The organism is Modestobacter sp. SYSU DS0511 (genome assembly GCF_054050755.1).
Genome location: NZ_JBJGZY010000003.1, coordinates 137,993 through 161,205, shown reverse-complemented (window position 1 = coordinate 161,205; position 23,213 = coordinate 137,993). Strand labels below are relative to the sequence as shown.

The 23,213-nt window shown below is 73.9% G+C and carries 27 protein-coding genes; 22 read left to right on the top strand and 5 right to left on the bottom strand.

The features are described from left to right. The first annotated feature begins 144 nt into the window (after positions 1-144). From secY to truA, 11 genes are all read left to right on the top strand, one after another. Positions 145-1,455 (top strand): preprotein translocase subunit SecY, encoded by a 1,311-nt coding sequence (secY, locus tag ACI783_RS02900; RefSeq protein ID WP_457139048.1) that lies wholly within the window; start codon positions 145-147, stop codon positions 1,453-1,455. Continuing rightward, entirely contained in the window at positions 1,455-2,078 is a 624-nt protein-coding gene (locus ACI783_RS02895; protein WP_457139047.1) for an adenylate kinase, read from the top strand. Before secY ends, ACI783_RS02895 begins: the two co-directional genes overlap by 1 nt. Before the next feature lie 82 nt (positions 2,079-2,160). Continuing rightward, positions 2,161-2,964 carry a type I methionyl aminopeptidase gene (gene map / locus ACI783_RS02890; RefSeq protein WP_457139046.1) on the top strand — a complete coding sequence of 268 codons (804 nt, stop codon included), beginning with the start codon at positions 2,161-2,163 and terminating at the stop codon, positions 2,962-2,964. Between the two features lie 277 nt (positions 2,965-3,241). Then, on the top strand, positions 3,242-3,463 hold the full coding sequence (gene infA / locus ACI783_RS02885; protein ID WP_012950459.1) for a translation initiation factor IF-1: 222 nt from the start codon (positions 3,242-3,244) through the stop codon (positions 3,461-3,463). Between the two features lie 67 nt (positions 3,464-3,530). Continuing rightward, positions 3,531-3,644: a 50S ribosomal protein L36 gene (gene rpmJ, locus ACI783_RS02880; RefSeq protein WP_012950458.1), complete on the top strand. Its 114-nt coding sequence runs from the start codon at positions 3,531-3,533 to the stop codon at positions 3,642-3,644. Positions 3,645-3,658: 14 nt separating this feature from the next. After that, positions 3,659-4,033 (top strand): 30S ribosomal protein S13, encoded by a 375-nt coding sequence (gene rpsM, locus ACI783_RS02875; protein ID WP_457076388.1) that lies wholly within the window; start codon positions 3,659-3,661, stop codon positions 4,031-4,033. Positions 4,034-4,149: 116 nt separating this feature from the next. Then, entirely contained in the window at positions 4,150-4,557 is a 408-nt protein-coding gene (gene rpsK, locus ACI783_RS02870) for a 30S ribosomal protein S11 (RefSeq protein ID WP_026844840.1), read from the top strand. Between the two features lie 33 nt (positions 4,558-4,590). Then, on the top strand, positions 4,591-5,217 hold the full coding sequence (gene rpsD, locus ACI783_RS02865; protein ID WP_457139045.1) for a 30S ribosomal protein S4: 627 nt from the start codon (positions 4,591-4,593) through the stop codon (positions 5,215-5,217). Between the two features lie 133 nt (positions 5,218-5,350). Beyond that, positions 5,351-6,418, top strand: a complete 1,068-nt coding sequence (locus ACI783_RS02860; RefSeq protein WP_457076386.1) for a DNA-directed RNA polymerase subunit alpha — start codon at positions 5,351-5,353, stop codon at positions 6,416-6,418. Between the two features lie 166 nt (positions 6,419-6,584). Continuing rightward, positions 6,585-7,367, top strand: a complete 783-nt coding sequence (gene rplQ, locus ACI783_RS02855) for a 50S ribosomal protein L17 (protein WP_457139044.1) — start codon at positions 6,585-6,587, stop codon at positions 7,365-7,367. 31 nt (positions 7,368-7,398) lie between these two features. Then, positions 7,399-8,250: a tRNA pseudouridine(38-40) synthase TruA gene (gene truA / locus ACI783_RS02850; RefSeq protein ID WP_457139043.1), complete on the top strand. Its 852-nt coding sequence runs from the start codon at positions 7,399-7,401 to the stop codon at positions 8,248-8,250. On the opposite strand, the gene ACI783_RS02845 is transcribed toward truA, so the two are convergent. Together ACI783_RS02845 and mobA are read right to left on the bottom strand one after the other, a co-directional pair. Beyond that, complete coding sequence (locus ACI783_RS02845) at positions 8,251-8,913, bottom strand: SDR family oxidoreductase (RefSeq protein ID WP_457139042.1); 663 nt, start codon at positions 8,911-8,913, stop codon at positions 8,251-8,253. 9 nt (positions 8,914-8,922) lie between these two features. Then, a complete protein-coding gene (gene mobA, locus ACI783_RS02840; RefSeq protein WP_457139041.1) occupies positions 8,923-9,534 on the bottom strand; it encodes a molybdenum cofactor guanylyltransferase in 612 nt (203 codons plus the stop codon). A 42-nt stretch (positions 9,535-9,576) separates the two neighbouring features. Here mobA and fdhD point away from each other — a divergent pair, with 42 nt between their 5' ends. Then, entirely contained in the window at positions 9,577-10,407 is an 831-nt protein-coding gene (gene fdhD, locus ACI783_RS02835) for a formate dehydrogenase accessory sulfurtransferase FdhD (protein WP_457139040.1), read from the top strand. Between the two features lie 160 nt (positions 10,408-10,567). On the opposite strand, the gene ACI783_RS02830 is transcribed toward fdhD, so the two are convergent. From ACI783_RS02830 to moeA, 3 genes are all read right to left on the bottom strand, one after another. Beyond that, positions 10,568-11,086 (bottom strand): MogA/MoaB family molybdenum cofactor biosynthesis protein, encoded by a 519-nt coding sequence (locus tag ACI783_RS02830; RefSeq protein ID WP_457139039.1) that lies wholly within the window; start codon positions 11,084-11,086, stop codon positions 10,568-10,570. Continuing rightward, positions 11,083-11,556 (bottom strand): cyclic pyranopterin monophosphate synthase MoaC, encoded by a 474-nt coding sequence (gene moaC, locus ACI783_RS02825; RefSeq protein WP_457139038.1) that lies wholly within the window; start codon positions 11,554-11,556, stop codon positions 11,083-11,085. Before moaC ends, ACI783_RS02830 begins: the two co-directional genes overlap by 4 nt. Before the next feature lie 79 nt (positions 11,557-11,635). Beyond that, positions 11,636-12,841: a molybdopterin molybdotransferase MoeA gene (moeA, locus tag ACI783_RS02820; RefSeq protein WP_457139037.1), complete on the bottom strand. Its 1,206-nt coding sequence runs from the start codon at positions 12,839-12,841 to the stop codon at positions 11,636-11,638. An 81-nt stretch (positions 12,842-12,922) separates the two neighbouring features. On the opposite strand from moeA, the gene ACI783_RS02815 reads away from it, so the two are divergent. The 10 genes from ACI783_RS02815 (at position 12,923) to ACI783_RS02770 (ending at position 23,211) form a co-directional block, all read left to right on the top strand. Then, on the top strand, positions 12,923-13,882 hold the full coding sequence (locus ACI783_RS02815; protein WP_457139036.1) for a PfkB family carbohydrate kinase: 960 nt from the start codon (positions 12,923-12,925) through the stop codon (positions 13,880-13,882). Between the two features lie 46 nt (positions 13,883-13,928). Further along, positions 13,929-14,414 carry a beta-class carbonic anhydrase gene (locus ACI783_RS02810; RefSeq protein ID WP_457084231.1) on the top strand — a complete coding sequence of 162 codons (486 nt, stop codon included), beginning with the start codon at positions 13,929-13,931 and terminating at the stop codon, positions 14,412-14,414. A gap of 233 nt (positions 14,415-14,647) precedes the next feature. Next, entirely contained in the window at positions 14,648-15,091 is a 444-nt protein-coding gene (gene rplM / locus ACI783_RS02805; RefSeq protein WP_457084233.1) for a 50S ribosomal protein L13, read from the top strand. After that, the gene (gene rpsI, locus ACI783_RS02800; RefSeq protein ID WP_457084235.1) at positions 15,088-15,519 is read left to right on the top strand and encodes a 30S ribosomal protein S9; all 432 of its coding nucleotides are present in this window, start codon (positions 15,088-15,090) and stop codon (positions 15,517-15,519) included. The genes rplM and rpsI overlap by 4 nt, the downstream gene beginning before the upstream one ends. A 22-nt stretch (positions 15,520-15,541) precedes the next feature. Beyond that, entirely contained in the window at positions 15,542-16,897 is a 1,356-nt protein-coding gene (gene glmM / locus ACI783_RS02795) for a phosphoglucosamine mutase (protein ID WP_457139035.1), read from the top strand. A gap of 108 nt (positions 16,898-17,005) precedes the next feature. Continuing rightward, positions 17,006-18,868 (top strand): glutamine--fructose-6-phosphate transaminase (isomerizing), encoded by a 1,863-nt coding sequence (gene glmS / locus ACI783_RS02790; protein WP_457139034.1) that lies wholly within the window; start codon positions 17,006-17,008, stop codon positions 18,866-18,868. Positions 18,869-18,993: 125 nt separating this feature from the next. Further along, entirely contained in the window at positions 18,994-19,368 is a 375-nt protein-coding gene (locus tag ACI783_RS02785) for a holo-ACP synthase (protein WP_457139033.1), read from the top strand. Then, the gene (locus ACI783_RS02780; RefSeq protein ID WP_457139032.1) at positions 19,365-20,819 is read left to right on the top strand and encodes an NAD(P)H-hydrate dehydratase; all 1,455 of its coding nucleotides are present in this window, start codon (positions 19,365-19,367) and stop codon (positions 20,817-20,819) included. The genes ACI783_RS02785 and ACI783_RS02780 overlap by 4 nt, the downstream gene beginning before the upstream one ends. A 26-nt stretch (positions 20,820-20,845) precedes the next feature. Then, entirely contained in the window at positions 20,846-22,009 is a 1,164-nt protein-coding gene (gene alr, locus ACI783_RS02775) for an alanine racemase (protein WP_457139031.1), read from the top strand. Continuing rightward, positions 22,009-23,211, top strand: a complete 1,203-nt coding sequence (locus ACI783_RS02770) for an alpha/beta fold hydrolase (RefSeq protein WP_457139030.1) — start codon at positions 22,009-22,011, stop codon at positions 23,209-23,211. Before alr ends, ACI783_RS02770 begins: the two co-directional genes overlap by 1 nt. The last annotated feature ends 2 nt before the right edge of the window (positions 23,212-23,213 follow it).

Here is a 23,213-nt window from a genome sequence, read left to right as displayed (position 1 = left end):
ACGCTCGAGGCGGGACCTAGCAGGGGGGCCTTTCTCTGTCCGCGGCCGGGCCCGCCGACGCCCCGGTCCGTCCCCTCGGGACGGCCGGGGTCGGTTCGCCCGACCTCCGTTGATAACCTCGCACGACCGACTCGGGGAGGGCACGTGCTGCAGGCGTTCGCCGCGGCGTTCCGGACGCCAGATCTCCGGCGCAAGCTGCTGTTCTCCCTGGCGGTCATCGCCGTCTACCGGCTGGGCGCCAGCATCCCCGGCCCAGGGGTCTCCATCGAGGCGATCAACAGCTGCCTCGAGCAGGCGCAGGCCTCCGACCAGCGGGACGTCTACTCGCTGGTCAACCTGTTCTCCGGCGGTGCGCTGCTGCGCCTGTCGGTCTTCGCGCTCGGCATCATGCCGTACATCACCGCGAGCATCATCGTCCAGCTGCTGGTCGTGGTCATCCCGCGGTTCGAGCAGCTGAAGAAGGAAGGGCAGTCCGGTCAGGCGAAGCTGACCCAGTACACCCGTTACCTGACGATCGCCCTCGCGGTCCTGCAGAGCACCGGCATCATCGCCCTCGCCCGCAGCGGTCAGCTCTTCCCCGGCTGCGCGCAGGACATCATCCCGTCGGACTCGGTCTGGACCACGATCATCCTGGTCGTCACCCTCACCGCCGGCACCGCCGTCATCATGTGGCTGGGCGAGCTGCTGACCGAGAAGGGGATCGGCAACGGCATGTCCGTGCTGATCTTCACCTCGATCGCCGCCCGGATCCCCGCCGAGGGCGGGTCGATCCTGCAGGCGCGCGGTGGGTTCATCTTCGCGATCGTCTGCGTGATCGCGGTCGTCATCATCGGCACCGTCGTCTACGTCGAGCAGGCGCAGCGCCGCATCCCGGTGCAGTACGCCAAGCGCATGGTCGGCCGCCGCATGTACGGCGGCACCTCCACCTACCTGCCGCTGAAGGTGAACCAGGCGGGTGTCATCCCGGTCATCTTCGCCTCGTCGCTGCTCTACCTGCCGCAGCTGATCGCCCAGCTCCAGGGGGACACCGCCGGTCCGGTCCGGCGGTTCTTCGAGTCGTATGTGATCAACCAGAGCAGCCCGGTGCACATCGCGATCTACTTCGCGATGATCATCTTCTTCACGTACTTCTACGTGTCGATCACGTTCAACCCCGAGGAGCGGGCGGAGGACATGAAGCGCTACGGCGGCTTCATCCCGGGCATCCGGCCGGGGCGTCCCACCGCGGAGTACCTGCAGTACGTGCTGTCCCGGATCACCCTGCCCGGGTCGATCTACCTGGGGCTGGTCGCGGTGCTGCCCAACCTCTTCCTCTCCATCACGCAGGAGGGGCAGAACCAGAACTTCCCGTTCGGCGGGACCGCGGTGCTGATCATGGTGGGAGTGGGCTTGGAGACGGTGAAGCAGATCGAGACGCAACTCAACCAGCGCAGCTACGAAGGGTTCCTGAAGTAGTGCGCGTCGTGCTGCTGGGCCCGCCTGGAGCCGGCAAGGGGACCCAGGCCCAGATCATCGCCGGTCGGCTGTCGGTCCCCGCGATCTCCACGGGCGACATCTTCCGGGCCAACGTGAGCGGCCAGACGGAGCTCGGACGGGCCGCCAAGGTCTACATGGACGCCGGCGACCTCGTGCCCGACGAGATCACCGTGGCGATGGTCTCCGACCGGCTCGCCGAGCCCGACGCCAAGGCCGGCTTCCTGCTCGACGGCTTCCCGCGCACCATCGCCCAGGCGGAGCAGCTGCGTGATTCCCTCGCCGAGATGGGGCACCGGCTCGACCGCGTCCTGGAGCTCGTCGTCGACCAGGACGAGCTGGTCCGGCGGCTCTCCGGCCGGCGCATGCTCGTGGACGGCGAGTGGGTCCAGCGCGACGACGACAAGCCCGAGACCGTGCGGCACCGCCTCGAGGTCTACCGGGAACAGACGGCGCCGCTGTCCGGTTTCTACGCCGAGGCCGGGCTGCTCAGCCAGATCGACGCGATCGGGGAGATCGACGAGGTCACCCGGCGGGCGCTGACCGCCCTCGGCGCCGACGACGCGCTGGCCGACGAGCCGGCCGACGGCTCGACCGAGGACTGAGGCCGGGGCGTCGCCGGTGCACGGTGACCGCAGTGCCGCGCTCCTCGCCCGACTGCCCCTGTTGGCCAAGTGGAGTGGACGCATGATCCAGATCAAGACGGCGCACGAGATCGAGCTGATGCGCGCCTCCGGGCTCGTGACCGCCGGTGCCCTGAAGGCGGTGCGCGCCGCCGTGCGTCCCGGGGTGAGCACCAAGGAGCTCGACGCGATCGCTGAGGACCACATCCGGTCCCAGGGTGCGGTGCCGAACTTCCTCGGCTACCACGGCTTCACCGGCACCATCTGCGCCTCGGTGAACCACGAGGTGGTGCACGGCATCCCGAACCCGGACCGGGTGCTCGCCGAGGGCGACAACATCTCGATCGACTGCGGTGCCATCCTGAACGGTTGGCACAGCGACTCCGCGATCACGGTCACGGTGGGGGAGCCCTCCCCGGAGGACGCCGCGCTGCTCGAGGTGACCGAGCGGTCGATGTGGGCGGGGCTCGCCCGCGCGGTGGCCGGCGGTCGGCTCACGGACATCAGCCACGCGGTGGAGGAGGCGATCACCGCCTCGGAGCACCGGTACGGCATCGTCGACCACTACGGCGGTCACGGCATCGGGACCGAGATGCACCAGGATCCGCACGTCCTCAACTACGGCCGGGCCGGCCGCGGTCCGAAGCTGGTCCCCGGCATGGCGCTGGCCATCGAACCGATGGTCACCCTGGGCGACCCGGCGACGGTCGAGCTCGAGGACGGGTGGACCGTGGTCACCAAGGACGGGTCCCGGGCCGCTCACTTCGAGCACTCCGTGGCCATCACCCCCGAGGGCCCCTGGGTCCTGACCGCCGAGGACGGCGGTGTCGCCGGCCTGGCGCCGTTCGGCGTCACACCGCGCACCTGAAGAGGTTCCGCCCCCGCCCGCGGCGGGTCCCTGCGACGGGGCCGATGCGCCTGCCGGCGGGTTGCGCGGCCACCGTCACTCCAGCCCGGGTTGGAGAGTCGGGGCGAGGCGGGGTAGAGTGGCCGATGGCGTTCGCGTCGTCCGTCGTCCTGCTGTGGCCGTAGTCCGACGGACGCCCTCTGCGGGATCGCCGCTCCAGCACCACCGTCCGTGCCGTCCCGGCATGGGCGCGACCAGCTCCACTGCGAGTTCTGTGAACGAGGAGGCCGTGTAGGGCATGGCAAAGAAGGACGGGGCCATCGAGGTCGAGGGTCGCGTCGTCGAGCCGCTCCCCAACGCGATGTTCCGAGTGGAACTGCAGAACGGGCACCGGGTGCTCGCCCACATCAGCGGCAAGATGCGGCAGCACTACATCCGCATCCTGCCCGAGGACCGCGTGGTCGTGGAGCTCTCGCCCTACGACCTGACCCGCGGTCGCATCGTCTACCGCTACAAGTGACCGCCGGCCCTCCGTGCAACGAGCGCGGGCGTCGGCACATCGATCTGAGGAATGAGGGGCGGCACCGGTGAAGGTCCAGCCGTCGGTGAAGAAGATCTGCGACAAGTGCAAGGTGATCCGCCGGCATGGCCGGGTCATGGTCATCTGCGACAACGCCCGGCACAAGCAGCGCCAGGGCTGAGGGAGTACCTGAACATGGCACGACTGGCTGGCGTCGACCTGCCCCGCGAGAAGCGGATGGAGATCGCGCTCACCTACATCTACGGGATCGGCAAGACCTCGGCGAAGGCGACCTTGAGCGCGACGGGCGTGAGCCCGGACCTGCGCGCGAAGGACCTCTCCGACGAGGACCTGCTGAAGCTCCGCGACTACATCGACGAGCACTTCCGCGTCGAGGGTGACCTGCGCCGTGAGGTCGCCGCCGACATCCGCCGCAAGGTGGAGATCGGCTGCTACCAGGGTCTGCGCCACCGCCGTGGCCTGCCCGTGCACGGTCAGCGCACCAAGACCAACGCGCGCGGCCGCAAGGGCCCGCGCAAGACGATCGCCGGCAAGAAGAAGGCTCGCTGAGTCGAGCTCGACGGCGCGCCGTCGCGGGTCCGTAGGGCCGGACCGGCGGCGCGCCTGCAGCGACAGCGCTGCACCCGCACCACCAGGCCACGAACACAGACACAGACCGGAGAGACATGCCTCCCAGGGCTCGCGCGGCTGCTGGCACCAAGAAGGTGCGCCGCAAGGAGAAGAAGAACGTCGCCCACGGCGCGGCGCACATCAAGAGCACGTTCAACAACACGATCGTGTCGATCACCGACCCGACCGGGAACGTGATCAGCTGGGCCTCCGCCGGCCACGTCGGCTTCAAGGGCTCCCGCAAGTCCACGCCGTTCGCCGCGCAGATGGCCGCCGAGAACGCCGCGCGCAAGGCGCAGGAGCACGGCATGCGCAAGGTCGACGTCTTCGTCAAGGGCCCGGGCTCCGGCCGGGAGACCGCGATCCGCTCGCTGCAGGCCACCGGCCTCGAGGTGGGTCAGATCCAGGACGTGACGCCGCAGCCGCACAACGGCTGCCGCCCCAAGAAGCGCCGCCGGGTCTGACCGGTCACTGACGAGACGAAGAGGTAGATAGACGTGGCCCGTTACACCGGAGCCGACTGCCGCATGTGCCGGCGCGAGAAGATGAAGCTGTTCCTCAAGGGCAGCAAGTGCGAGTCCCCGAAGTGCCCGATCGAGATCCGGCCCTACCCGCCGGGCGAGCACGGCCGGGGTCGCAGCAAGGACAGCGAGTACCTGCTGCAGCTGCGTGAGAAGCAGAAGGCCCGCCGCATCTACGGCGTGCTGGAGAAGCAGTTCCGCGGCTACTACGAAGAGGCGAACAAGAAGACGGGCAAGACCGGTGAGGTCCTGCTGCAGATCCTCGAGTCGCGCCTGGACAACGTGGTCTACCGGGCCGGTTTCGCCGAGTCCCGTGACATGGCCCGCCAGCTGGTGCGCCACGGCCACATCAAGGTCAACGGCCGCAAGGTCGACATCCCGTCCTACCGGGTGAGCGCCAACGACATCGTCGAGGTCGCCGCCAAGTCGGTCGAGATGGTCCCCTTCCAGCTCGCCCAGGCAAAGGCCGGGCAGCGCCCCGTGCCGCCGTGGCTGGAGGTCATCACCACGCAGCTGAAGGTGTTGGTCCACAACATCCCGGCGCGCCAGGTGATCGACACCCCGGTGCAGGAGCAGCTGATCGTGGAGCTCTACTCCAAGTGATCCACCGGCCCTGACCAGGCGTTCGCCTGGTCAGGGCCTGCACGACGGCGGGACGGGCGGACGGATGTCCGTCCCGCCGGCACCACCCCTCACGGCGTCATATGGCGGGTGCCGGAGGAACTGAAGGAGAACCATGCTCATCGCACAGCGTCCGACCCTCACCGAGGAGACCATCGACGCCCAGCGCTCGCGGTTCGTCATCGAGCCGCTGGAGCCGGGCTTCGGCTACACCCTCGGCAACTCCCTGCGTCGCACCCTGCTGTCCTCGATCCCCGGCGCTGCTGTCACCAGCATCCGCATCGAGGGCACCCTGCACGAGTTCACCACCGTGCCGGGCGTCAAGGAGGACGTCACCGAGATCATCCTGAACCTCAAGGGTCTGGTGGTCAGCTCCGACTCCGACGAGCCGGTCACCATGTACCTGCGCAAGCAGGGCCCGGGCGAGGTCACCGCCGCCGACATCGCGCCGCCGGCCGGTGTCGAGGTGCACAACCCCGAGCTGCACATCGCCACGCTGAACGCGAAGGGCCGGCTCGAGGTCGAGCTCGTCGTGGAGCGTGGGCGCGGGTACGTGCCGGCCACCCAGAACAAGCAGCCCGGCCAGGAGATCGGTCGCATCCCCGTCGACTCGATCTACTCCCCGGTGCTCAAGGTCACCTACGCCGTCGAGGCCACCCGCGTCGAGCAGCGCACCGACTTCGACCGCCTGGTCGTCGACGTCGAGACCAAGCCGTCGATGGAGCCCCGCGACGCCATCGCCAGCGCCGGTTCGACCCTGGTCGAGCTCTTCGGCCTGCTGCGCGAGCTCAACGTCGACGCCGAGGGCATCGAGGTCGGGCCCAGCCCGGCCGAGGCCGCCGACATCGCGAACTTCTCGATGCCGATCGAGGACATGGACCTCACCGTCCGGTCCTACAACTGCCTCAAGCGCGAGGGCGTGCACACCGTCGGTGAGCTCGTCACCCGCTCCGAGGCCGACCTGCTCGACATCCGCAACTTCGGCGCGAAGTCGATCGACGAGGTCAAGCTGAAGCTCGCCGCCATGGGCCTCGCGCTCAAGGACAGCCCGCCCGGGTTCGTCCCCTCCTCGGTGGAGAGCTACGACGAGGGTTACGAGACCGACGCGTACCAGGGCGACGCCGCCTTCGGCGACCCGGCCCAGTACGACGAGGGCAACTACCAGGAGACCGAGCAGCTCTGACGAAGGGCCCCACTGCCCCCCACCGCGAGCACGTTCGCGGTGGGGCCCGCAGCGGGGCCACTCGGGGCCCGGCACACTGGTCCCGGACCCAGCACCGCACTCTGCAGCACCGCGATGGACGACGCAGCCGGCACATGCCCGCCCGGCCGCCTGAGGAAGGACCGACATGCCCACCCCCACCAAGGGCCCCCGTCTCGGCGGGTCCCCCGCGCACGAGCGGCTGATGCTGGCCAACCTGGCCACCTCGCTGTTCGAGCACGGGCGGATCACCACCACCGAGGCCAAGGCCAAGCGGCTGCGCCCGCTGGCCGAGAAGCTGGTCACCTTCGCCAAGCGTGGTGACCTGCACGCCCGCCGGCAGGTCATGACGACGATCCGTGACAAGGACGTCGTGCACCACCTGTTCGCCGAGATCGGTCCCCGCTTCGCGGAGCGCCCCGGTGGCTACACGCGCATCGTCAAGGTCGGTCCCCGCAAGGGCGACAACGCCCCCATGGCGATCATCGAACTGGTCGAGGGTCAGACCGTGGCCCAGCAGGCCGTCGGTGAGGCCGAGCGTGCCCGTGGCACCCGCTTCGCCGCCGGCGCCGGCGCGGCCGCTGCGGCCGGTGAGGTCAACGCCGACGCAGGCGACCTGACCGACACCGACGTCACCACCGGCCCCGGGGGCGACACGAGCCCGGCGGTCAGCGGCGACGAGCCGGCCGCGGACGTCGCTGCGGCCCAGGACGTCGTCACCGACGTCTACAACCCGGACGGCGACCGGCAGGACGACGGCGACGTCACCCCAGAGCCGACCGCGGAGAACCTCGCCGTCGTCGACGACCCGACCCTCTCCCCGGACGTGGCGAACGCCGCGGCCGCCGAGGTCGAGGCCGCCGAGCTCAGCGACGCCGCCACTGCCGGGACGCACGCCCCGGGCGGCGAGCCCGAGATCGACCCCAAGTGATCCGACCGGCCTCGCGCTGAGGCCGGGGGTCATGGACCACCAGCACGCAACGGACGAGCCCGCCACCGCACCCGGTGGCGGGCTCGTCCGCGTTCGCCTGGACGTCGCCTACGACGGCACCGCGCTGCACGGCTGGGCCCGCCAGCCCGGCCTGCGCACCGTCCAGGGCGAGCTGGAGCTCGGTCTCGCCACGGTGCTGCGGTCCGACGTCGACCTCACGGTCGCCGGCCGCACCGACGCGGGCGTGCACGCCACCGGCCAGGTCGCGCACACCGACCTCCCGGCCGACCTGTTCGCCGCCCACGAGCGGCGACTGCTGCGCCGGTTGCGCGGGGTGCTGCCGCCCGACGTCGCGGTGACCGGTGCCCGGGTGGTCACGGCCGACTTCGACGCCCGCTTCGGGGCCCTCGCCCGGCACTACGTGTACCGGCTGACCGACGCCGACGCCGGACCGCCACCGCTGCGCCGGGCGGACACCGTCGGCTGGGCCCGCACGCTGGACGCGGCCGCGATGTCGCTGGCCGCCGGCCTGCTGCTCGGGCAGCACGACTTCGCGGCCTACTGCCGACGCCGGGAGGGGGCGACGACCATCCGCACCCTGCTGGACCTCGACGTCGTCCGGGACGGCGACCTGATCGAGGTGCGCGCCTCGGCCGACGCCTTCTGCCACTCCATGGTCCGCAGCCTCGTGGGGGCGCTGATCGCCGTGGGCGAGGGGCGGCGGCCCGTGGGCTGGCCGGCGTCGCTGCTGGAGCTCCGTCGGCGGGCGAACGACGTGCCGGTGGCGCCGGCCGGCGGCTTGACGCTGGTCCGGGTCGACTACCCCTCGGACGCCCAGCTGGCCGACCGGGCCCGACTCACCCGGGCGCGCCGCGACGGCTGATCAGGGGAGGGCGGCGACGGCCTCGTCGATCGGGGTCTCGCCGGAGACCAGCTCCACCACCTCGCCCCACTTGCCGGCGGCCAGGATCCCCGCGAGCACCGCGGCGACGTCGTCCCGGGGCACGCTGCCCCGCTCGACCCCGTGCCGGAGCGTGACGCGCCCGGTGCCGGGGTCGTCGGTGAGCGCGCCCGGCCGCACGATCGTGGTGTCCAGCCCGGCCCGGGGGAGGATGGAGTCCTCGGCGGCGAGCTTGGCCTGCAGGTACGCGGCGAACTGGGGGTCCATGCCCTGCGGGGTGCCCTGACGGGCCTGCTCGACGCCCATGGAGGAGACCAGGAGGTAGGGGCGCACCCCGGCGCGCTCGGCGGCGTCGGCGAGGAGCACGGCCGCTCCCCGGTCGACGGTGTGCTTGCGCTCGGCGCCGCTGTTCGGGCCGCCGCCGGCGGCGAAGACCACGGCGTCGGCACCGCGGACCACGTCGGCGACCTGGTCGACCGATGCCTGCTCCAGGTCCAGGACCGTGGGCTGGACGCCGTCGGACTCCAGGTCGGCCCGGTGGTCGGCGTTGCGGACGATGCCGACGACGGTGTCCCCGCGGCTGCTGAGCAGCCGGCCGAGGCGACGCGCGACCTGTCCATGGGCTCCGGCGATCACGATGCGCATGGCCCCGCCCTACCCGCCGGTGCTGCCCGGCACTCGTCCGGTGGCGGCGGCCCGGGCCGCGGCGAGCTCCGCGGGGGTGTCGCAGTCGGTCCACGGCGGCGGGGAGCCGGGCGGCACGGAGGGACGGTGCCGGACGGCGGCGAGGGGCCCGAGCACCGACCGCAGGGGCGCGTGCGGGCGGGCGCCGACGAGCGCGGTCCGCAGCGCCCCGGTGCGCCACAGCCCCAGCAGCAGCTGGTCGCGGCCGGTCTCGTCGACGACGAGCGCGCCGTCCCCGGTGAGCCTGTCCCGCAGCTCGGCGACCAGCTGCGGCGTGACGAACGGCAGGTCGCCGGCGAGCACCGCGACCACGCCGACGCCGGGGGGCACCGCGGCGAGGCCGGCGGCCAGAGCCGGCACGGGGCCACCGCCGGGGGGCTCCTCCCGCACGAGCACGACGCCCGTGGGCACGTGCTGCGGAGGGCCGACGACGACCCGGGGCCGCGCGTCGGTCACCGCGGCCAGGACGGCGTCCAGCATGGTCCGGCCACCGACGTCGAGCTGCGGCTTGGGCCGCCCGCCGAGGCGGGCGGCGCGGCCGCCGGCGAGGACGACCGCGGCGTAGGGCGGGGGCTCGGTCACGGCCCGAACGGTAGGGCGCGGCCGGTGAGTACCGTCAGGCGCGTGGGACGAGTCACCAGCCGGACCCCGGTGCTGCGCATCCGGGGCGACCTGCACACCCAGCGCCCGGACACCGTCGCGGCGGAGGAGCCGTTGGAGATCCGCCTGGGCGGCACGCCGTTGGCGGTGACGATGCGCACCCCGGGCGACGACTTCGACCTCGTGCACGGGTTCCTGGCCACCGAGGGCGTCATCCGCAGCGCCGACGACCTGGCCGGGCTGCGGTACTGCAACTCCGTCGACGACGAGGGCAGGAACACCTACAACGTGGTGGACGTCGACCTCGCGCCCGGCGTCGAGGCACCGGACACCGCGCTGGACCGGAACTTCTACACGTCCAGCTCGTGCGGTGTCTGCGGCAAGGCGAGCATCGACGCGATCCGCACCCGGACCAGCTACGCCATCGCCGGTGACGACACCCGGCTCACGCTGGAGACGCTGCTGGCCCTGCCCGACCGCCTGCGGGCGGCGCAGCAGGTGTTCGAGAAGACCGGTGGGCTGCACGCCGCCGGGCTGTTCACGCCCGAGGGCGAGCTGGTCGCGCTGCGCGAGGACGTCGGCCGGCACAACGCGGTGGACAAGGTCATCGGTGACGCGGTGCGCGAGGGGCGGGTCCCGCTGTCCCGGCACGTGCTCATGGTCAGCGGGCGGTCGTCGTTCGAGCTGACCCAGAAGGCGGCGATGGCCGGCATCCCGGTGCTCGCCGCGGTGTCGGCGCCCAGCTCGCTGGCGGTGGAGCTGGCCCGGGAGTTCGGCATGACGCTGATCGGCTTCCTCCGCGGCGACGGCTGCAACGTCTACACCCACCCCGAACGGCTCACACTGCGGCGCTGACGCGCCCAACCGCGGCCAGGTGCCGTCCCCGACCGCGCTGAGCCGCTGCCCGCGATCCCGCGGGAGCCTTCGGCCCCACGCCGGGCTCCCGGACCGCCCTCCGGACGGGTGATCCGGACCCGTACCCGGCTCTCTCAGACCCGTACCCGGCTCTCTCAGGTCATGGGCCAGGCGCTGACGCGCCGGGCCCATGATCGCCGCCGCGGAGCTGGCTGACGACGTGCGGCAGGAGCGGGCCCAGGACGGCGAGCCCGTCGCGGACGCCGCCGGTGGAGCCGGGCAGGTTCACGATCAGGGTGCGGCTGCAGGTGCCGGCCAGGCCCCGGGACAGCACCGACGTCGGCACGGTGCCCTGGCCGTACCGCCGGATCGCCTCGGCGATGCCGGGCGCCTCCCGTTCCAGGACGGCGCGGGTCGCCTCGGGGGTGACGTCGGTGGGGGTCAGCCCGGTGCCGCCGGTGGTGAGGACGACGTCGGCGCCGGCGGCCACCGCCTCGCGGAGCACGACCTCCAGCTCGGCGATGTCGTCCGGGCGGACGTGCGGCCCCTCGACGGTGAAGCCGAGCTCGCGCAGGCCGTCGGCGAGCGCCTGGCCGCTGCGGTCCTCGTACACGCCGAACGCCGCGCGGTTGGACGCGGTGACGACGACGGCCAGGGCGTCGGGCGGGAGGTCGGTCACCGGTGGAAGTCCCCGCTCTTGCCGCCGGTCTTCGACAGCAGCCGCACGTCGGTGAGGGACGCGCGCTTGTCGACGGCCTTGACCATGTCGATCATCGTGAGCCCGGCGACGGTGACCGCCGTCAGGGCCTCCATCTCCACGCCGGTGCGGTCGGCGGTGCGAGCGGTGGCGGTGATCTCCACGGCGTCGGTGGTGACCTCCAGGTCGACGGTCACCCCGTGCAGCGCGATCGGGTGGCACAGCGGCACCAGGTCCGGCGTCCGCTTGGCCCCGGCGATGCCGGCGATCCGCGCGGTGGCGATCGCGTCGCCCTTCGGCACGCCCCCGCTGCGCAGCAGCGCGACGACCTCCGGGCTGACCAGCACCCTGCCGGCCGCGGTGGCCGTGCGGGCGGTGACCGCCTTCGCGGTGACGTCGACCATCCGGGCGGCGCCGGACTCGTCGAGGTGGGTGAGCCGGGGCTCGCTCATCGTGCACTCCTGTTCGTCTCGGCCCGCGTTCCGCTCCTCGGTCGCTGGCGCTCCCTGCGATGCTCGCGCGGACGTCGACTCACTGCAGTGCTCCTTCGATCAGGACGACGGTCACCTCGGCGCCCGCGGGCAGCTCGGTGACCTCCTCGGGGAGGACGACCAGGCAGTTGGCGCGGGCCAGGTGGGCGACCAGGTGCGAGCCGGGGCCACCGACCTGGGACACCTCGCCGCTGTCGAACCGGCCGCGGAGGAACTGGCGCTTCCCCGCCGGGGAGCGCAGCGGCGAGGTGAGCCGGGCGGTGGTGCGCAGCCGGTCGGGGTCGCGGTGCCCCAGCGCCCGGCGCAGGGCCGGTCGCACGAACACCTCGAAGGAGACGAACGAGCTCACCGGGTTCCCGGGCAGGGTGACCACCGGGACGCCGTCCACGGTGCCGGCCCCCTGGGGCCCGCCGGGCTGCATGGCGACCTTGCCGAACTCGACGGTGCCCAGGCCGCGGAAGGCGTCCTTGACCACCTCGTAGGCGCCGGCGCTCACCCCGCCGCTGGTCACCAGCAGGTCGGCGGTGCCGAGCTCGGCGCGGACGGTGCGCAGGAACTCGTCGACGTCGTCGGGCACGAAGTGCAGCGTGCGCGCCTCGCCGCCGGCGGCCTCGACCGCCGCGGCCAGCAGCACCGAGTTCGACTCGTAGATCTGCCCCGGCAGCAGCGGCCGGCCGGGCTCGACCAGCTCGCTGCCGGTGGACAGCACCAGCACCCGCGGGCGGCGGCGCACGGGCACGACGGCGTGGCCGACCGCGGCCGCCAGGCCGAGCTGCGCGGCGCCGAGCGGCGTGCCCGCGGCGAGGGCGACCTCGCCGGCGCGGATGTCCTCCCCGGTGTGGCGCAGGTGCGCGCCGGCGGCGGGGGAGCTGGTGATGGTGACCACGTCGGTCGCGGCGTCGGTGCGCTCCACCGGGACGACGACGTCGGCGCCGGCCGGCACGGGGGCGCCGGTCATGATCCGGTGCACCGTGCCCGGCTCGAGGACCGGGACGTCGGTGCGCCCGGCCGGGATGTCGGCGGCGACCGGCAGCCGGACGGGGGTCTCCGGTCCGGCCCCCGCCACCTCGGCGTGCCGGGCGGCGTAGCCGTCCATCGCCGAGTTGGTGAAGCCGGGCAACGAGACCAGCGCGGTGAGGTCGGCGGCGAGCACCCGTCCGGCGGCAGCGCCGAGCGGGACGTCCTCGACCGGCAGCGGGGCCAGCAGGCCGCGCACCACCGCCTGGTGTTCCTCGACCGTCCGCACGCCCCCATCCTCACCGACCCGGCCCGGCGCCGGACCAGGGGGCGCGTGCGCCGCCCGGCGGGACCGGGCAGGGTGGGCTCCGTGAGTGCTCCGGAGGGACCGGCCGTCGTCGTCGGGCAGGTGGGCCGTGACCTGGTGCTGGAGATCGACCAGCTGCCCGCCGGCGGCGGCAGCACCCCGGTGCGCTCGCGCCGTGAGCTGCTCGGGGGCAAGGGCGCCAACCAGGCCGTCGCCATGCGGCAGCTGGGTCTGCCGGCTGCGCTGGTGGGCGTGCTGGGGGACGACGAGGCGGGTGACCAGGTGCTGGCCCAGGCGGTGCACGACGGGCTCTGGATCTCCGGGGTGGTGCGCCGGCGCGGTGGGACCACCGCCCTGCTGGTCGACCTGGTGGAGGCCGGCGGCACCCGGCGGCTCCTCGAGGACGTGCCCGGGTCGAGCCTGCTGACCCCGGCCGACGTCGCGGCCGCCGGTGACCTGTTCGAGCGCGCCCGGGCGGTCGTCCTGCAGCTGCAGCAGCCCGGGCCGGCGGTGCGGGCGGCGCTGGAGCTCGCGCCCCGCAGCGCCCTGACGGTGGCCGACGGGGCCCCGCCGGACGGCGAGACGGCGGAGGCGCTGCTGGCCGGGGTGCAGGTGCTCCGCGCGGACGCCGCCGAGGCCGGCATGTGGGTCGGCGGCGAGCTGTCCGGCCTGGACGACGTGCGCGCCGCGGCCACCGAGCTCTGCCGCCGGGGGCCGCGGGTGGTCTGCCTGGCCGCCGGCGAGGAGGGCGACCTGACCGTGTGGCGCTCCCGCAGCGGGCGGGTGCAGGAGCAGCTCGTGCCGTTGCAGGGGGAGTCGCCGGTCGACCCGACCGGCGCGGGGGACGCCGTCGTCGCCGCGCTCACCGTGGCCCTGCTGGCCGGCCGTGACCCCCGGGAGGCGGCCTGGCAGGCGGGCGTCGCCGCGGCGCGCGCCGTCGACCGGCTCGGCGGGCGCCCGCGGCTGGACGCCGAGGAGGTGCGGCGGTCCGCCGAGGAGGCCCGTCGTCCTGCCGGTCGCTGACCTCGCCGCTAGCGTGGTGGCCCGGATCCCAGGGGAGAGGACTGCTGTGAGCGAGATCGACCGGATGCTGGCGGCCAACGAGGAGTGGCTGGCCGAGTTCCCGGGGCCCATGCCGGTGGCGCCCGGGCGCAAGGTCGCCGTCGTGGCCTGCATGGACTCCCGGATGCCGCTGTTCGGCCTGCTCGGCCTCGCGGTGGGCGACGCCCACGTGCTCCGCAACGCCGGCGGCCTGGTCACCGAGGACACCCTCCGCTCGCTCGCCATCTCCCAGCACCTGCTGGGCACCCGCTCCGTGGTGCTCGTGCACCACACCGACTGCGGGCTGAACAAGGCGACCGAGGAGCAGTTCCGCGCCGCCGTCGAGGAGGCCACCGGGGTGCGGCCGCCGTGGCCCGCGGGTGCCTTCAGCGACCTGGACGCCGACGTCCGGGAGTCGATCCGCCGCGTGCGCGAGGCGCCCTACCTGGTGACCGAGGAAATCCGGGGCACGGTCTACGACGTCACGACGGGCCGGCTGCGCGAGGTGTCCTGACGGCGGGCCTGCGGGGCCCGTTGCGAGCTCGCGGGCGGTGCGGCGGGCGAGATCCTTCGGGGGTCCTCCCTCCTGGTATCGTGTCCGTTTGGCGCGCGCTGCCGGCTGGTGCACGCGTGTCCCGGGTCGTCGGTCACCTGTACACACGGTGCCCGGATGGCGGCCAAGTCTCCCGTGCTCGGTGAGGCGATCCCACCAGCCGCCCGCCCGATCGACGAAGGACAGTGAGCCTCGTGCGCACGTACAGCCCCAAGCCCGGTGACATCACCCGGGCGTGGCACGTCATCGACGCCACCGACGTGGTGCTCGGCCGACTCGCCAGCCAGACCGCACAGCTGCTGCGCGGCAAGCACAAGCCCCAGTTCGCCCCGCACGTGGACGCCGGTGACTTCGTCGTCATCGTCAACGCCGGCAAGGTGGCGCTGACCGGCTCCAAGCGCGACGACAAGATCGCCTACCGCCACTCCGGCCACCCGGGCGGCCTCAAGCGGACCAACGTCGGCGACGAGCTCCGGACCCGTCCCGACCGCGTCATCGAGCGCGCCGTCAAGGGGATGCTGCCGCACAACTCGCTGGGCCGGCAGATGCTCTCCAAGCTCAAGGTCTACGCCGGGCCCGAGCACCCGCACGCCGCCCAGCAGCCCCAGACCTACGAGATCAAGCAGGTGGCCCAGTGACCACGCCCATGACCACGGCCCAGACCGTGACCGACGCCGACGGGCGTCCGGTGCAGACCGTCGGCCGCCGCAAGGAGGCCATCGTCCGGGTGCGTCTGCTCCCCGGCACCGGCCAGTTCCGGCTCAACGGCCGCTCCATCGAGGAGTACTTCCCGAACAAGGTCCACCAGCAGCTCATCCGTGAGCCGTTCGTGATCCTGGAGAAGGCCGAGCAGTACGACGTCGTCGGCATCCTGCACGGCGGTGGCGTCAGCGGCCAGGCCGGTGCGCTGCGCCTGGCGATCGCCCGCGCGCTGATCGAGGTCGAGCCCGACGACCGCCCCACGCTGAAGAAGGCCGGCTTCCTGACCCGTGACCCGCGTGTCACCGAGCGCAAGAAGTACGGCCTGAAGAAGGCCCGCAAGGCCCCGCAGTACTCCAAGCGCTGACCGGCGTCCGGGGGTCTGTTCCATGGGTCGCCTCTTCGGCACCGACGGCGTCCGAGGCCGGGCCAACGCCGACCTGACGCCGGAGCTGGCCCTCTCGGTGGCCCGTGCGGCTGCCAGCGTGCTCGCCGACCGCGACGGGACCTCGCGTCCCGTCGCGGTCGTCGGCCGCGACCCCCGCGCGAGCGGGGAGATGCTCGAGGCGGCCGTGGTCGCCGGGCTGGCCAGTGCCGGCGCCGAGGTCCTGCGGGTGGGCGTGCTGCCCACGCCGGCCATCGCGCACCTGACCGGGCGCACCGACGCCGATCTCGGCGTGATGCTGTCGGCCAGCCACAACCCGATGCCCGACAACGGCATCAAGCTGTTCAGCCGCGGTGGGCACAAGCTGCCCGACGCGGTCGAGGCGGCGATCGAGCGGCGGGTCACCGGTCTCGACGGCGGTGACCCCCGGGGCGACCACCGCCCCACCGGCGGCGGGGTCGGCCGCGTCCGCGAGCTGGCCGGCGCCGCGGAGGACTACACCGCCCACGTGCTCTCGGCCCTGCGCGAGCCGTTGCGCGGCCTGCGCGTGGTGGTCGACTGCGCCCACGGCGCCGCCTTCCGCTGCGCGCCCGAGGTCTACCGCCGGGCCGGCGCGCAGGTGCACGTCATCGGTGGCGAGCCCGATGGCTGGAACATCAACGACGGCATCGGCTCCACCCACCTGGAGCCCCTGATCGCCGAGGTGGCCCGCCGCGGCGCGGACATCGGCATCGCCCACGACGGTGACGCCGACCGCTGCCTGGCCGTCACCGCCGAGGGGCAGGTCGTCGACGGCGACGCGATCCTCGCGATCTGCGCGCTGGCGCTGCACGAGAGCGGCAACCTCACCAACGACACGGTCGTGGCCACGGTGATGAGCAACCTCGGCTTCCACCACACCATGCGCGACGCGGGCATCGCCGTGCAGACCACCGCCGTGGGTGACCGCTACGTGCTGGAGGCGCTCCGCTCCCGCGGGCTGTCCCTCGGGGGCGAGCAGAGCGGCCACCTGGTCTTCCTCGACTGGGCCACCACCGGCGACGGCCTGCTCACCGGGCTGGCCCTGCTGTCCCGGATGAGCGCGACCGGGGCGTCGCTGGCGGAGCTGGCCTCCGTCGTCCGGCGGCTGCCGCAGACGCTGGTCAACGTGCCGGTCACCGACCGGCTGGCGGTCGTGGAGAGCGACGAGGTCGCCCAGGCGGTCAACGCGGTCGAGGCCGAGCTCGGCGACACCGGCCGGGTGCTGCTGCGCCCCTCGGGCACCGAGCAGCTGGTCCGGGTGATGGTCGAGGCGCCCACCCAGGAGGAGGCCGACGAGACCGCCGCCCGGCTCGCCGCGGTGGTGGCCGCCACCGGCTGAGCGGCCCGGGACGACGCACCGGACCCTCCCGTCGCAGCTGTCCCGTGCGCGCCGTGTCGCCATCGACCGTGACGGAACGGTTCCACGCTCGCCGGTACCATCGGTCGAATGTGCGGCATCGTGGGGTATGTGGGACCGCAGAACTCGCTCGACGTGGTCCTGGACGGACTCCGCCGACTCGAGTACCGCGGATATGACTCGGCCGGGGTCGCGGTCATCGCCGACGGGCGACTGAGCGCCGCGAAGAAGGCCGGCAAGCTGGCCAACCTGGAGAAGGAGCTCGCCGAGGAGGGGCTGCCCGCCGCCACCATCGGCCTCGGGCACACCCGGTGGGCCACCCACGGCGGGCCCACCGACCGCAACGCCCACCCGCACGTCTCCGCCGACGGCGCCGTCGCGGTCGTGCACAACGGCATCATCGAGAACTTCGCCGCGCTGCGCGCCGAGATCGAGTCGACGGGTGTGGAGTTCACCTCCGAGACCGACACCGAGGTCGTCGCCCACCTGCTGACCGCCACCTACCGGGAGCTCCCCGCCGGTGCCGGCCGGCTCGCCGAGGCGATGCGCGTGGTCAGCCGGCAGCTCGAGGGCGCCTTCACCCTGGTCGCCGGTCATGCGGCGGAGCCGGACACCCTGGTCGCCTCGCGTCGCAACAGCCCGCTGGTCGTGGGCGTCGGTGAGGGGGAGTACTTCCTCGGCTCCGACGTCGCGGCCTTCATCGGGCACACCCGCAAGGCCCTCGAGCTCGGCCAGGACCAGGTCGTGGAGATCGACCGCACCCGCGGGGTCACGGTCACCGACTTCGCCGGCGCGCCGGTCGAGCCCACGGCCTACGACGTCGACTGGGACGCCGAGGCCGCCGAGAAGGGCGGCTACGACTGGTTCATGCTCAAGGAGATCGCCGAGCAGCCGCAGGCGGTCGCGGACACCCTGCTGGGTCGGCTGGGGGAGAACGGCGAGCTCGTCCTCGACGAGGTCCGCCTCTCCGACCAGGAGCTGCGCGACATCGACAAGGTCTTCGTCGTCGCCTGCGGCACCGCGTACCACGCCGGCCTGATCGCCAAGTACGCCATCGAGCACTGGACCCGGATCCCGGTGGAGGTGGAGCTGGCCAGCGAGTTCCGCTACCGGGACCCGGTGCTGGACCGCTCGACGCTCGTGGTCGTCATCAGCCAGTCCGGTGAGACGATGGACACCCTGATGGCGCTGCGCCACGCCCGCGAGCAGAAGGCCCGGGTGCTGGCGATCTGCAACGCGAACGGCTCGACGATCCCGCGCGAGTCCGACGCCGTCCTCTACACCCACGCCGGGCCGGAGGTCGCCGTCGCCTCCACCAAGGGCTTCCTGACCCAGGTGGTCGCCTGCTACCTGGTGGGGCTGTTCCTCGCCCAGGTCCGCGGGGTCAAGTACGCCGACGAGGTCGCCTCGATCGTCGACGACCTGCGGCAGCTGCCGGGCGCGGTGTCCCAGGTGCTCGCCGACATGGAGCCGGTGCGCGAGCTGGCCCGGTCGCTGGCCACCGAGAACACGCTGCTGTTCCTCGGCCGGCACGTGGGCTACCCGGTCGCTCTCGAGGGCGCGCTCAAGCTCAAGGAGCTGGCCTACATCCACGCCGAGGGCTTCGCCGCCGGCGAGCTCAAGCACGGGTCGATCGCGCTGATCGGGCAGGGCACGCCGGTCGTCGTCGTGGTGCCGTCGCCGCGCAGCCGCGGGTCGGTGCACGGCAAGGTCGTCTCCAACATCCAGGAGGTGCGGGCCCGCGGCGCACGCACGATCGTCATCGCCGAGGAGGGCGACGACGACGTGCTGCCCTACGCCGACCACCTGATCCGGGTGCCGCGCACGCCCACCCTGCTGGCGCCGGTGGTCACCACCGTGCCGCTGCAGGTGCTGGCCTGCGAGATCGCCGACACCCGGGGCCTGGACGTCGACCAGCCGCGCAACCTGGCGAAGTCCGTCACCGTCGAGTAGTCGGCCCTCCCGGGGTTGGATCAGGTCACCTGATCACTGCCTGTCCCCCCGCACCAGCATTGGTGCGGGGGGACAGGTGTTGGTGCGGGAGGACGCCGGGCGGGGCCACCGGGCAGACTGGGCGGGTGATCATCGGGGTCGGCATCGACGTGTGCCCGGTCGACCGGTTCGCCGCCTCGCTGCAGCGCACGCCGGGTCTGCGGGACCGGCTGTTCACCGCGGCCGAGCAGCGCACGCCTTCCGGCGGTGAGCGGACCGGGGAGTCCCTGGCCGCCCGCTTCGCGGCGAAGGAGGCGCTGGCCAAGGCCCTCGGCGCCCCCGGGGGCCTGCAGTGGCACGACGCGGAGGTGGTCGTCGGGGAGCGCGGCCGCCCCCACCTGGAGGTGCGGGGCACCGTGGCCCGGCAGGCCGCCGAGCTCGGCGTCACCTCCTGGCACGTGTCGTTGAGCCACGACGGGGGCATCGCCTCTGCCGTGGTCATCGCCGAGGGTGCTCCGTGATCGGGCTCCACACCGCCGACGAGGTGCGGACGGCGGAGCGTGCGCTGATGGCGACGCTGCCGCCCGGCGCGCTCATGCAGCGAGCCGCGACGGGGCTCGCGACGATCTGCCTCGGGCTCGCCGGCCGGGCCCACGGGCTGCGGGTGGTGCTGCTCGTCGGTGCCGGCGACAACGGCGGTGACGCGCTGTTCGCCGGCGCCCACCTCGCCGGCCGGGGTGCGCAGGTCACCGCCGTCCTGCTGGACCCCGAGCGCGCGCACGCGGCCGGCCTGGCCGCGCTCCGCCGGGCCGGGGGCCGGGTCGCCGACCCCGCGCACAGCGGGCTGGACCGCGCCGACCTCGTCCTGGACGGGGTCGTCGGCATCGGGGGCTCCGGCGGCCTGCGCCCGGCCGCCGCCGACCTGGCCGGGCAGGCGGCGGCCGGGCCAGGGCTGCTGGTCGCCGCCGACCTGCCCAGCGGGGTCGCCGCGGACACCGGGGAGGTGCCCGGGGAGGTCTTTCCCGCGCAGCACACGGTGACCTTCGGCGCGGTGAAGCCGGGGCTCGTCGTCGGGGAGGGCCGCCGGCACGCCGGGCAGGTCCACCTGGTCGACATCGGCCTCGGCCCGCACCTCGGCGAACCGTCCGCCCGGCAGCTGACCGATGCCGACGCCGCGGCGCGGATCGAGCCGCCGTCGCCGGACAGCGACAAGTACACCGGCGGGGTCGTGGGCATCGTCGCCGGCTCGGCCACCTACCCGGGGGCCGGCGTGCTCTGCACCGGCGCCGCGCTGCGCACCCGTCCGGGCCTGGTGCGCTACGCCGGTGCCGCCGCCGACGGGGTGCGCGCCTCCTGGCCGGAGGCGATCGTGACCTCCGGCCGCCCCGGGGACGCCGGCCGGGTGCAGGCCTGGGTGGTGGGGCCGGGCATGGGCACCGACGACGACGCGCGCAGCGTGCTCGCCGAGGTGCTCGCCACCGACCTGCCGGTGGTGGTGGACGCCGACGGGCTGACGATGGTCGCCGACTCCCCGGAGCTCGTCCGCGACCGGACGGCGCCGACCGTGCTCACCCCGCACGACCGCGAGTTCGCCCGGATCTTCGGCGAGGTGGGCGCCGACCGGATGGCTGCCGCCCGCCGGGGGGCGGCCGAACTCGGCTGCACGGTGCTGCTCAAGGGCGATGCCACCGTGGTCGCCGACGCGGCGGGGACGACGTTCGTCAACGGCACCGGCACCCCGTGGCTGGCCACCGCCGGTACCGGTGACGTCCTCTCCGGCGTGCTCGGCTCGGTGCTGGCGCAGACCCCGGTCACCGGGCTGCCCGCGGTCGAGGCCGCCGCGACCGCCGCCCACGTGCACGGCCGGGCGGGTCAGCTGGCCGCCGCGGACGGACCGCTGGTCGCCGGTGACCTGGTGCGCCACCTGCCGGAGGCCGTCGGCCGGCTCTACCGGGGCGGTGCCCCCGCCTGAGCGGGCGCGCCTGGGACAGTGAGCTGGTGACGACGGTGCAGCAGACCCCCCGGCGGACCGGGGACAGCCGGGCCGAGGTGCTGGTCGACCTGGACGCGATCGCGGCGAACACCGCGGTGCTGCGCGAGCGGGTCGGCCGGCCGTTGATGGCCGTGGTCAAGGCCGACGGGTACGGCCACGGGCTGGTGCCGGCCGCCCGTGCCGCGCTCGCCGGCGGTGCCGACGCGCTCGGGGTGACCGTGCTGGAGGAGGCGCTCGCGCTGCGCGCGGCGGGGGTCACCGCGCCGCTGCTGTCGTGGCAGCACGGGCCGGGGGAGGACTACGCCGCCGCGCTGACCGCCGACGTCGAGGTGTCGGTCAACGCCGAGTGGGCGCTGGCCGAGGTGGTGGACGCCGCCCGGGCCACCGGTCGGACCGCCCGGGTGCAGCTGTTCGCCGACACCGGGCTGTCCCGGGAGGGCGCCACCCCGGACGCCTGGCCCGGGCTGGTGGCGGACGCGGCGCGCGCGCAGGCCGACGGCGAGCTGGTGGTCACCGGGCTGTGGAGCCACCTGGCCTACGCCGACGCCCCGACGCACCCGACGATCGGCCGGCAGGTCCGGGTCTTCGAGGAGGCCGTGGCGCTGGCCCGGGCGGCCGGGCTGACCGACGCCCGCCGGCACCTGGCCAACTCGGCGGCGACCATCGCGCTGCCGGGGACCTGGTTCGACATGGTCCGTCCCGGCGTGGCGGTCTACGGGCTGGACCCGCTGGGCGGCGACCCGGCGCAGTACGGGCTGCGCCCGGCGATGACCGTGCGGGCCCGGGTCGCGCTCACCAAGCGGGTACCCGCCGGTGCCGGGGTCTCCTACGGCCACACCTACGCCACCGCGGCGGAGACGACGCTGGCGCTGGTGCCGGTCGGGTACGCCGACGGGGTGCCCCGGGCCGCGGGCAACCGTGCGCGGGTGCTGGCCGCGGGCGCGCAGCGCACCATCGCCGGCCGGGTGTGCATGGACCAGTTCGTGCTCGACGTCGGGAACGACCCGGTGGCGCCCGGTGACCGGGTGGTGCTGTGGGGCCCGGGCGACGACGGCGAGCCGACGGCGCAGGACTGGGCCGACGCCCTCGACACCATCCACTACGAGCTGGTCACCCGGGTCGGTGGCCGGTTCACCCGCCGGCACGTCGGCACGGCCGGGGCGGTCTGATGGCCGCCGCGAACCGCCACCCGCACCAGCTCCACCACCTGCACCGGCCCAGCGGGCGCACGGTCGGCCTGGTCGGTGCGGTGCTCGGGCTGGCCGCCGCCGGCACGGCCGTCGGGGTCACCGCCACCCGCGCGGCCACCGCCCGGGTCCGTGCCGAGCGGCTGGCCGGCCAGGTTCCCGACGTCGACCAGGAGACGTGGCAGGAGCTGCGCGAGGATGACCCGCTGGGCCTGCGCCGCCGCCCGGCCGACCGGACGGCGGTGGTCGAGGCCGACGACGGGTGCCGGCTGGCCGTGGAGGAGGTCGGCCCGCTCGACGCACCGCTGACCGTCGTGTTCGTGCACGGCTACGCGCTGTCGATGCACTCCTGGACCTTCCAGCGCCGCGACCTCGGCGAGCAGCTGGCCACCGCCAACGGCCACCGGCCGGCGGCCCGGCTGGTCTTCTACGACCAGCGCGGCCACGGCTCCTCCGGCCGGGGCGACGCCGCGCACGCCACCATCGAGCAGCTGGCGGCGGACCTGGAGGCGGTGCTCACCGCGCGGGTGCCGCGCGGCCCGGTGGTGCTGGTCGGCCACTCGATGGGCGGGATGAGCCTGCTGGCGTTCGCCCGCCGCCGTCCGGAGCTGTTCGGCGACCGGGTGGTGGGCGTGGCGCTGGTGTCGACCTCGAGCGGCAACCTCGCCGACCTCGACTTCGGGCTGCCGCACCTGCTCACCCGGGTGCGGGCCGCGGTGCTGCCGCTGGCCGCGTGGACCATGCGCCGCCGGCCGGTGATCGCCGAGCACACCCGCCGGCTGGCCAAGGACGTCGTCTCCGCAGCCACCCGGGCGCTGTCGTTCTCCTCCGCCGACGTCGCGCCGGCGCTGGGCCACTACGTGGACGCGATGATCGCCGGTACCCCGGTCGACGTGATCGCGGAGTTCTACCCGGCGCTGGTCCGCCTGGACCAGAGCGGCGCCATCGAGCCGCTGCGCCGGGTGCCCGTCCTGGTGCTCACCGGCGACAGCGACCGGATGATCCCCGCCGCGCACAGCGAGCTCATCGTGCAGGACCTGGGCCGCGACGAGCACGGGGTGGACTTCGTCGTCGTACCCGACGCCGGGCACCTGGTGCCGCTCGAGCACCCGGAGCAGGTGACGGCGGCGCTGTCCGAGCTGCTGCGCCGGGTGGAGGCGGAGCGGGGGTCCCGGCGCGGGTGACC

Excerpts from the sequence above, each read along its gene's own strand:
- map (WP_457139046.1), top strand. The coding sequence starts at position 2,161 with ATGATCCAGATCAAGACGGCGCACGAGATCGAGCTGATGCGCGCCTCC.
- infA (WP_012950459.1), top strand. The coding sequence starts at position 3,242 with ATGGCAAAGAAGGACGGGGCCATCGAGGTCGAGGGTCGCGTCGTCGAG.
- rpsM (WP_457076388.1), top strand. The coding sequence starts at position 3,659 with ATGGCACGACTGGCTGGCGTCGACCTGCCCCGCGAGAAGCGGATGGAG.
- rpsK (WP_026844840.1), top strand. The coding sequence starts at position 4,150 with ATGCCTCCCAGGGCTCGCGCGGCTGCTGGCACCAAGAAGGTGCGCCGC.
- ACI783_RS02860 (WP_457076386.1), top strand. The coding sequence starts at position 5,351 with ATGCTCATCGCACAGCGTCCGACCCTCACCGAGGAGACCATCGACGCC.
- rplQ (WP_457139044.1), top strand. The coding sequence starts at position 6,585 with ATGCCCACCCCCACCAAGGGCCCCCGTCTCGGCGGGTCCCCCGCGCAC.
- truA (WP_457139043.1), top strand. The coding sequence starts at position 7,399 with ATGGACCACCAGCACGCAACGGACGAGCCCGCCACCGCACCCGGTGGC.
- ACI783_RS02845 (WP_457139042.1), bottom strand. The coding sequence starts at position 8,913 with ATGCGCATCGTGATCGCCGGAGCCCATGGACAGGTCGCGCGTCGCCTC.
- moaC (WP_457139038.1), bottom strand. The coding sequence starts at position 11,556 with ATGAGCGAGCCCCGGCTCACCCACCTCGACGAGTCCGGCGCCGCCCGG.
- glmM (WP_457139035.1), top strand. The coding sequence starts at position 15,542 with ATGGGTCGCCTCTTCGGCACCGACGGCGTCCGAGGCCGGGCCAACGCC.
- glmS (WP_457139034.1), top strand. The coding sequence starts at position 17,006 with ATGTGCGGCATCGTGGGGTATGTGGGACCGCAGAACTCGCTCGACGTG.
- ACI783_RS02770 (WP_457139030.1), top strand. The coding sequence starts at position 22,009 with ATGGCCGCCGCGAACCGCCACCCGCACCAGCTCCACCACCTGCACCGG.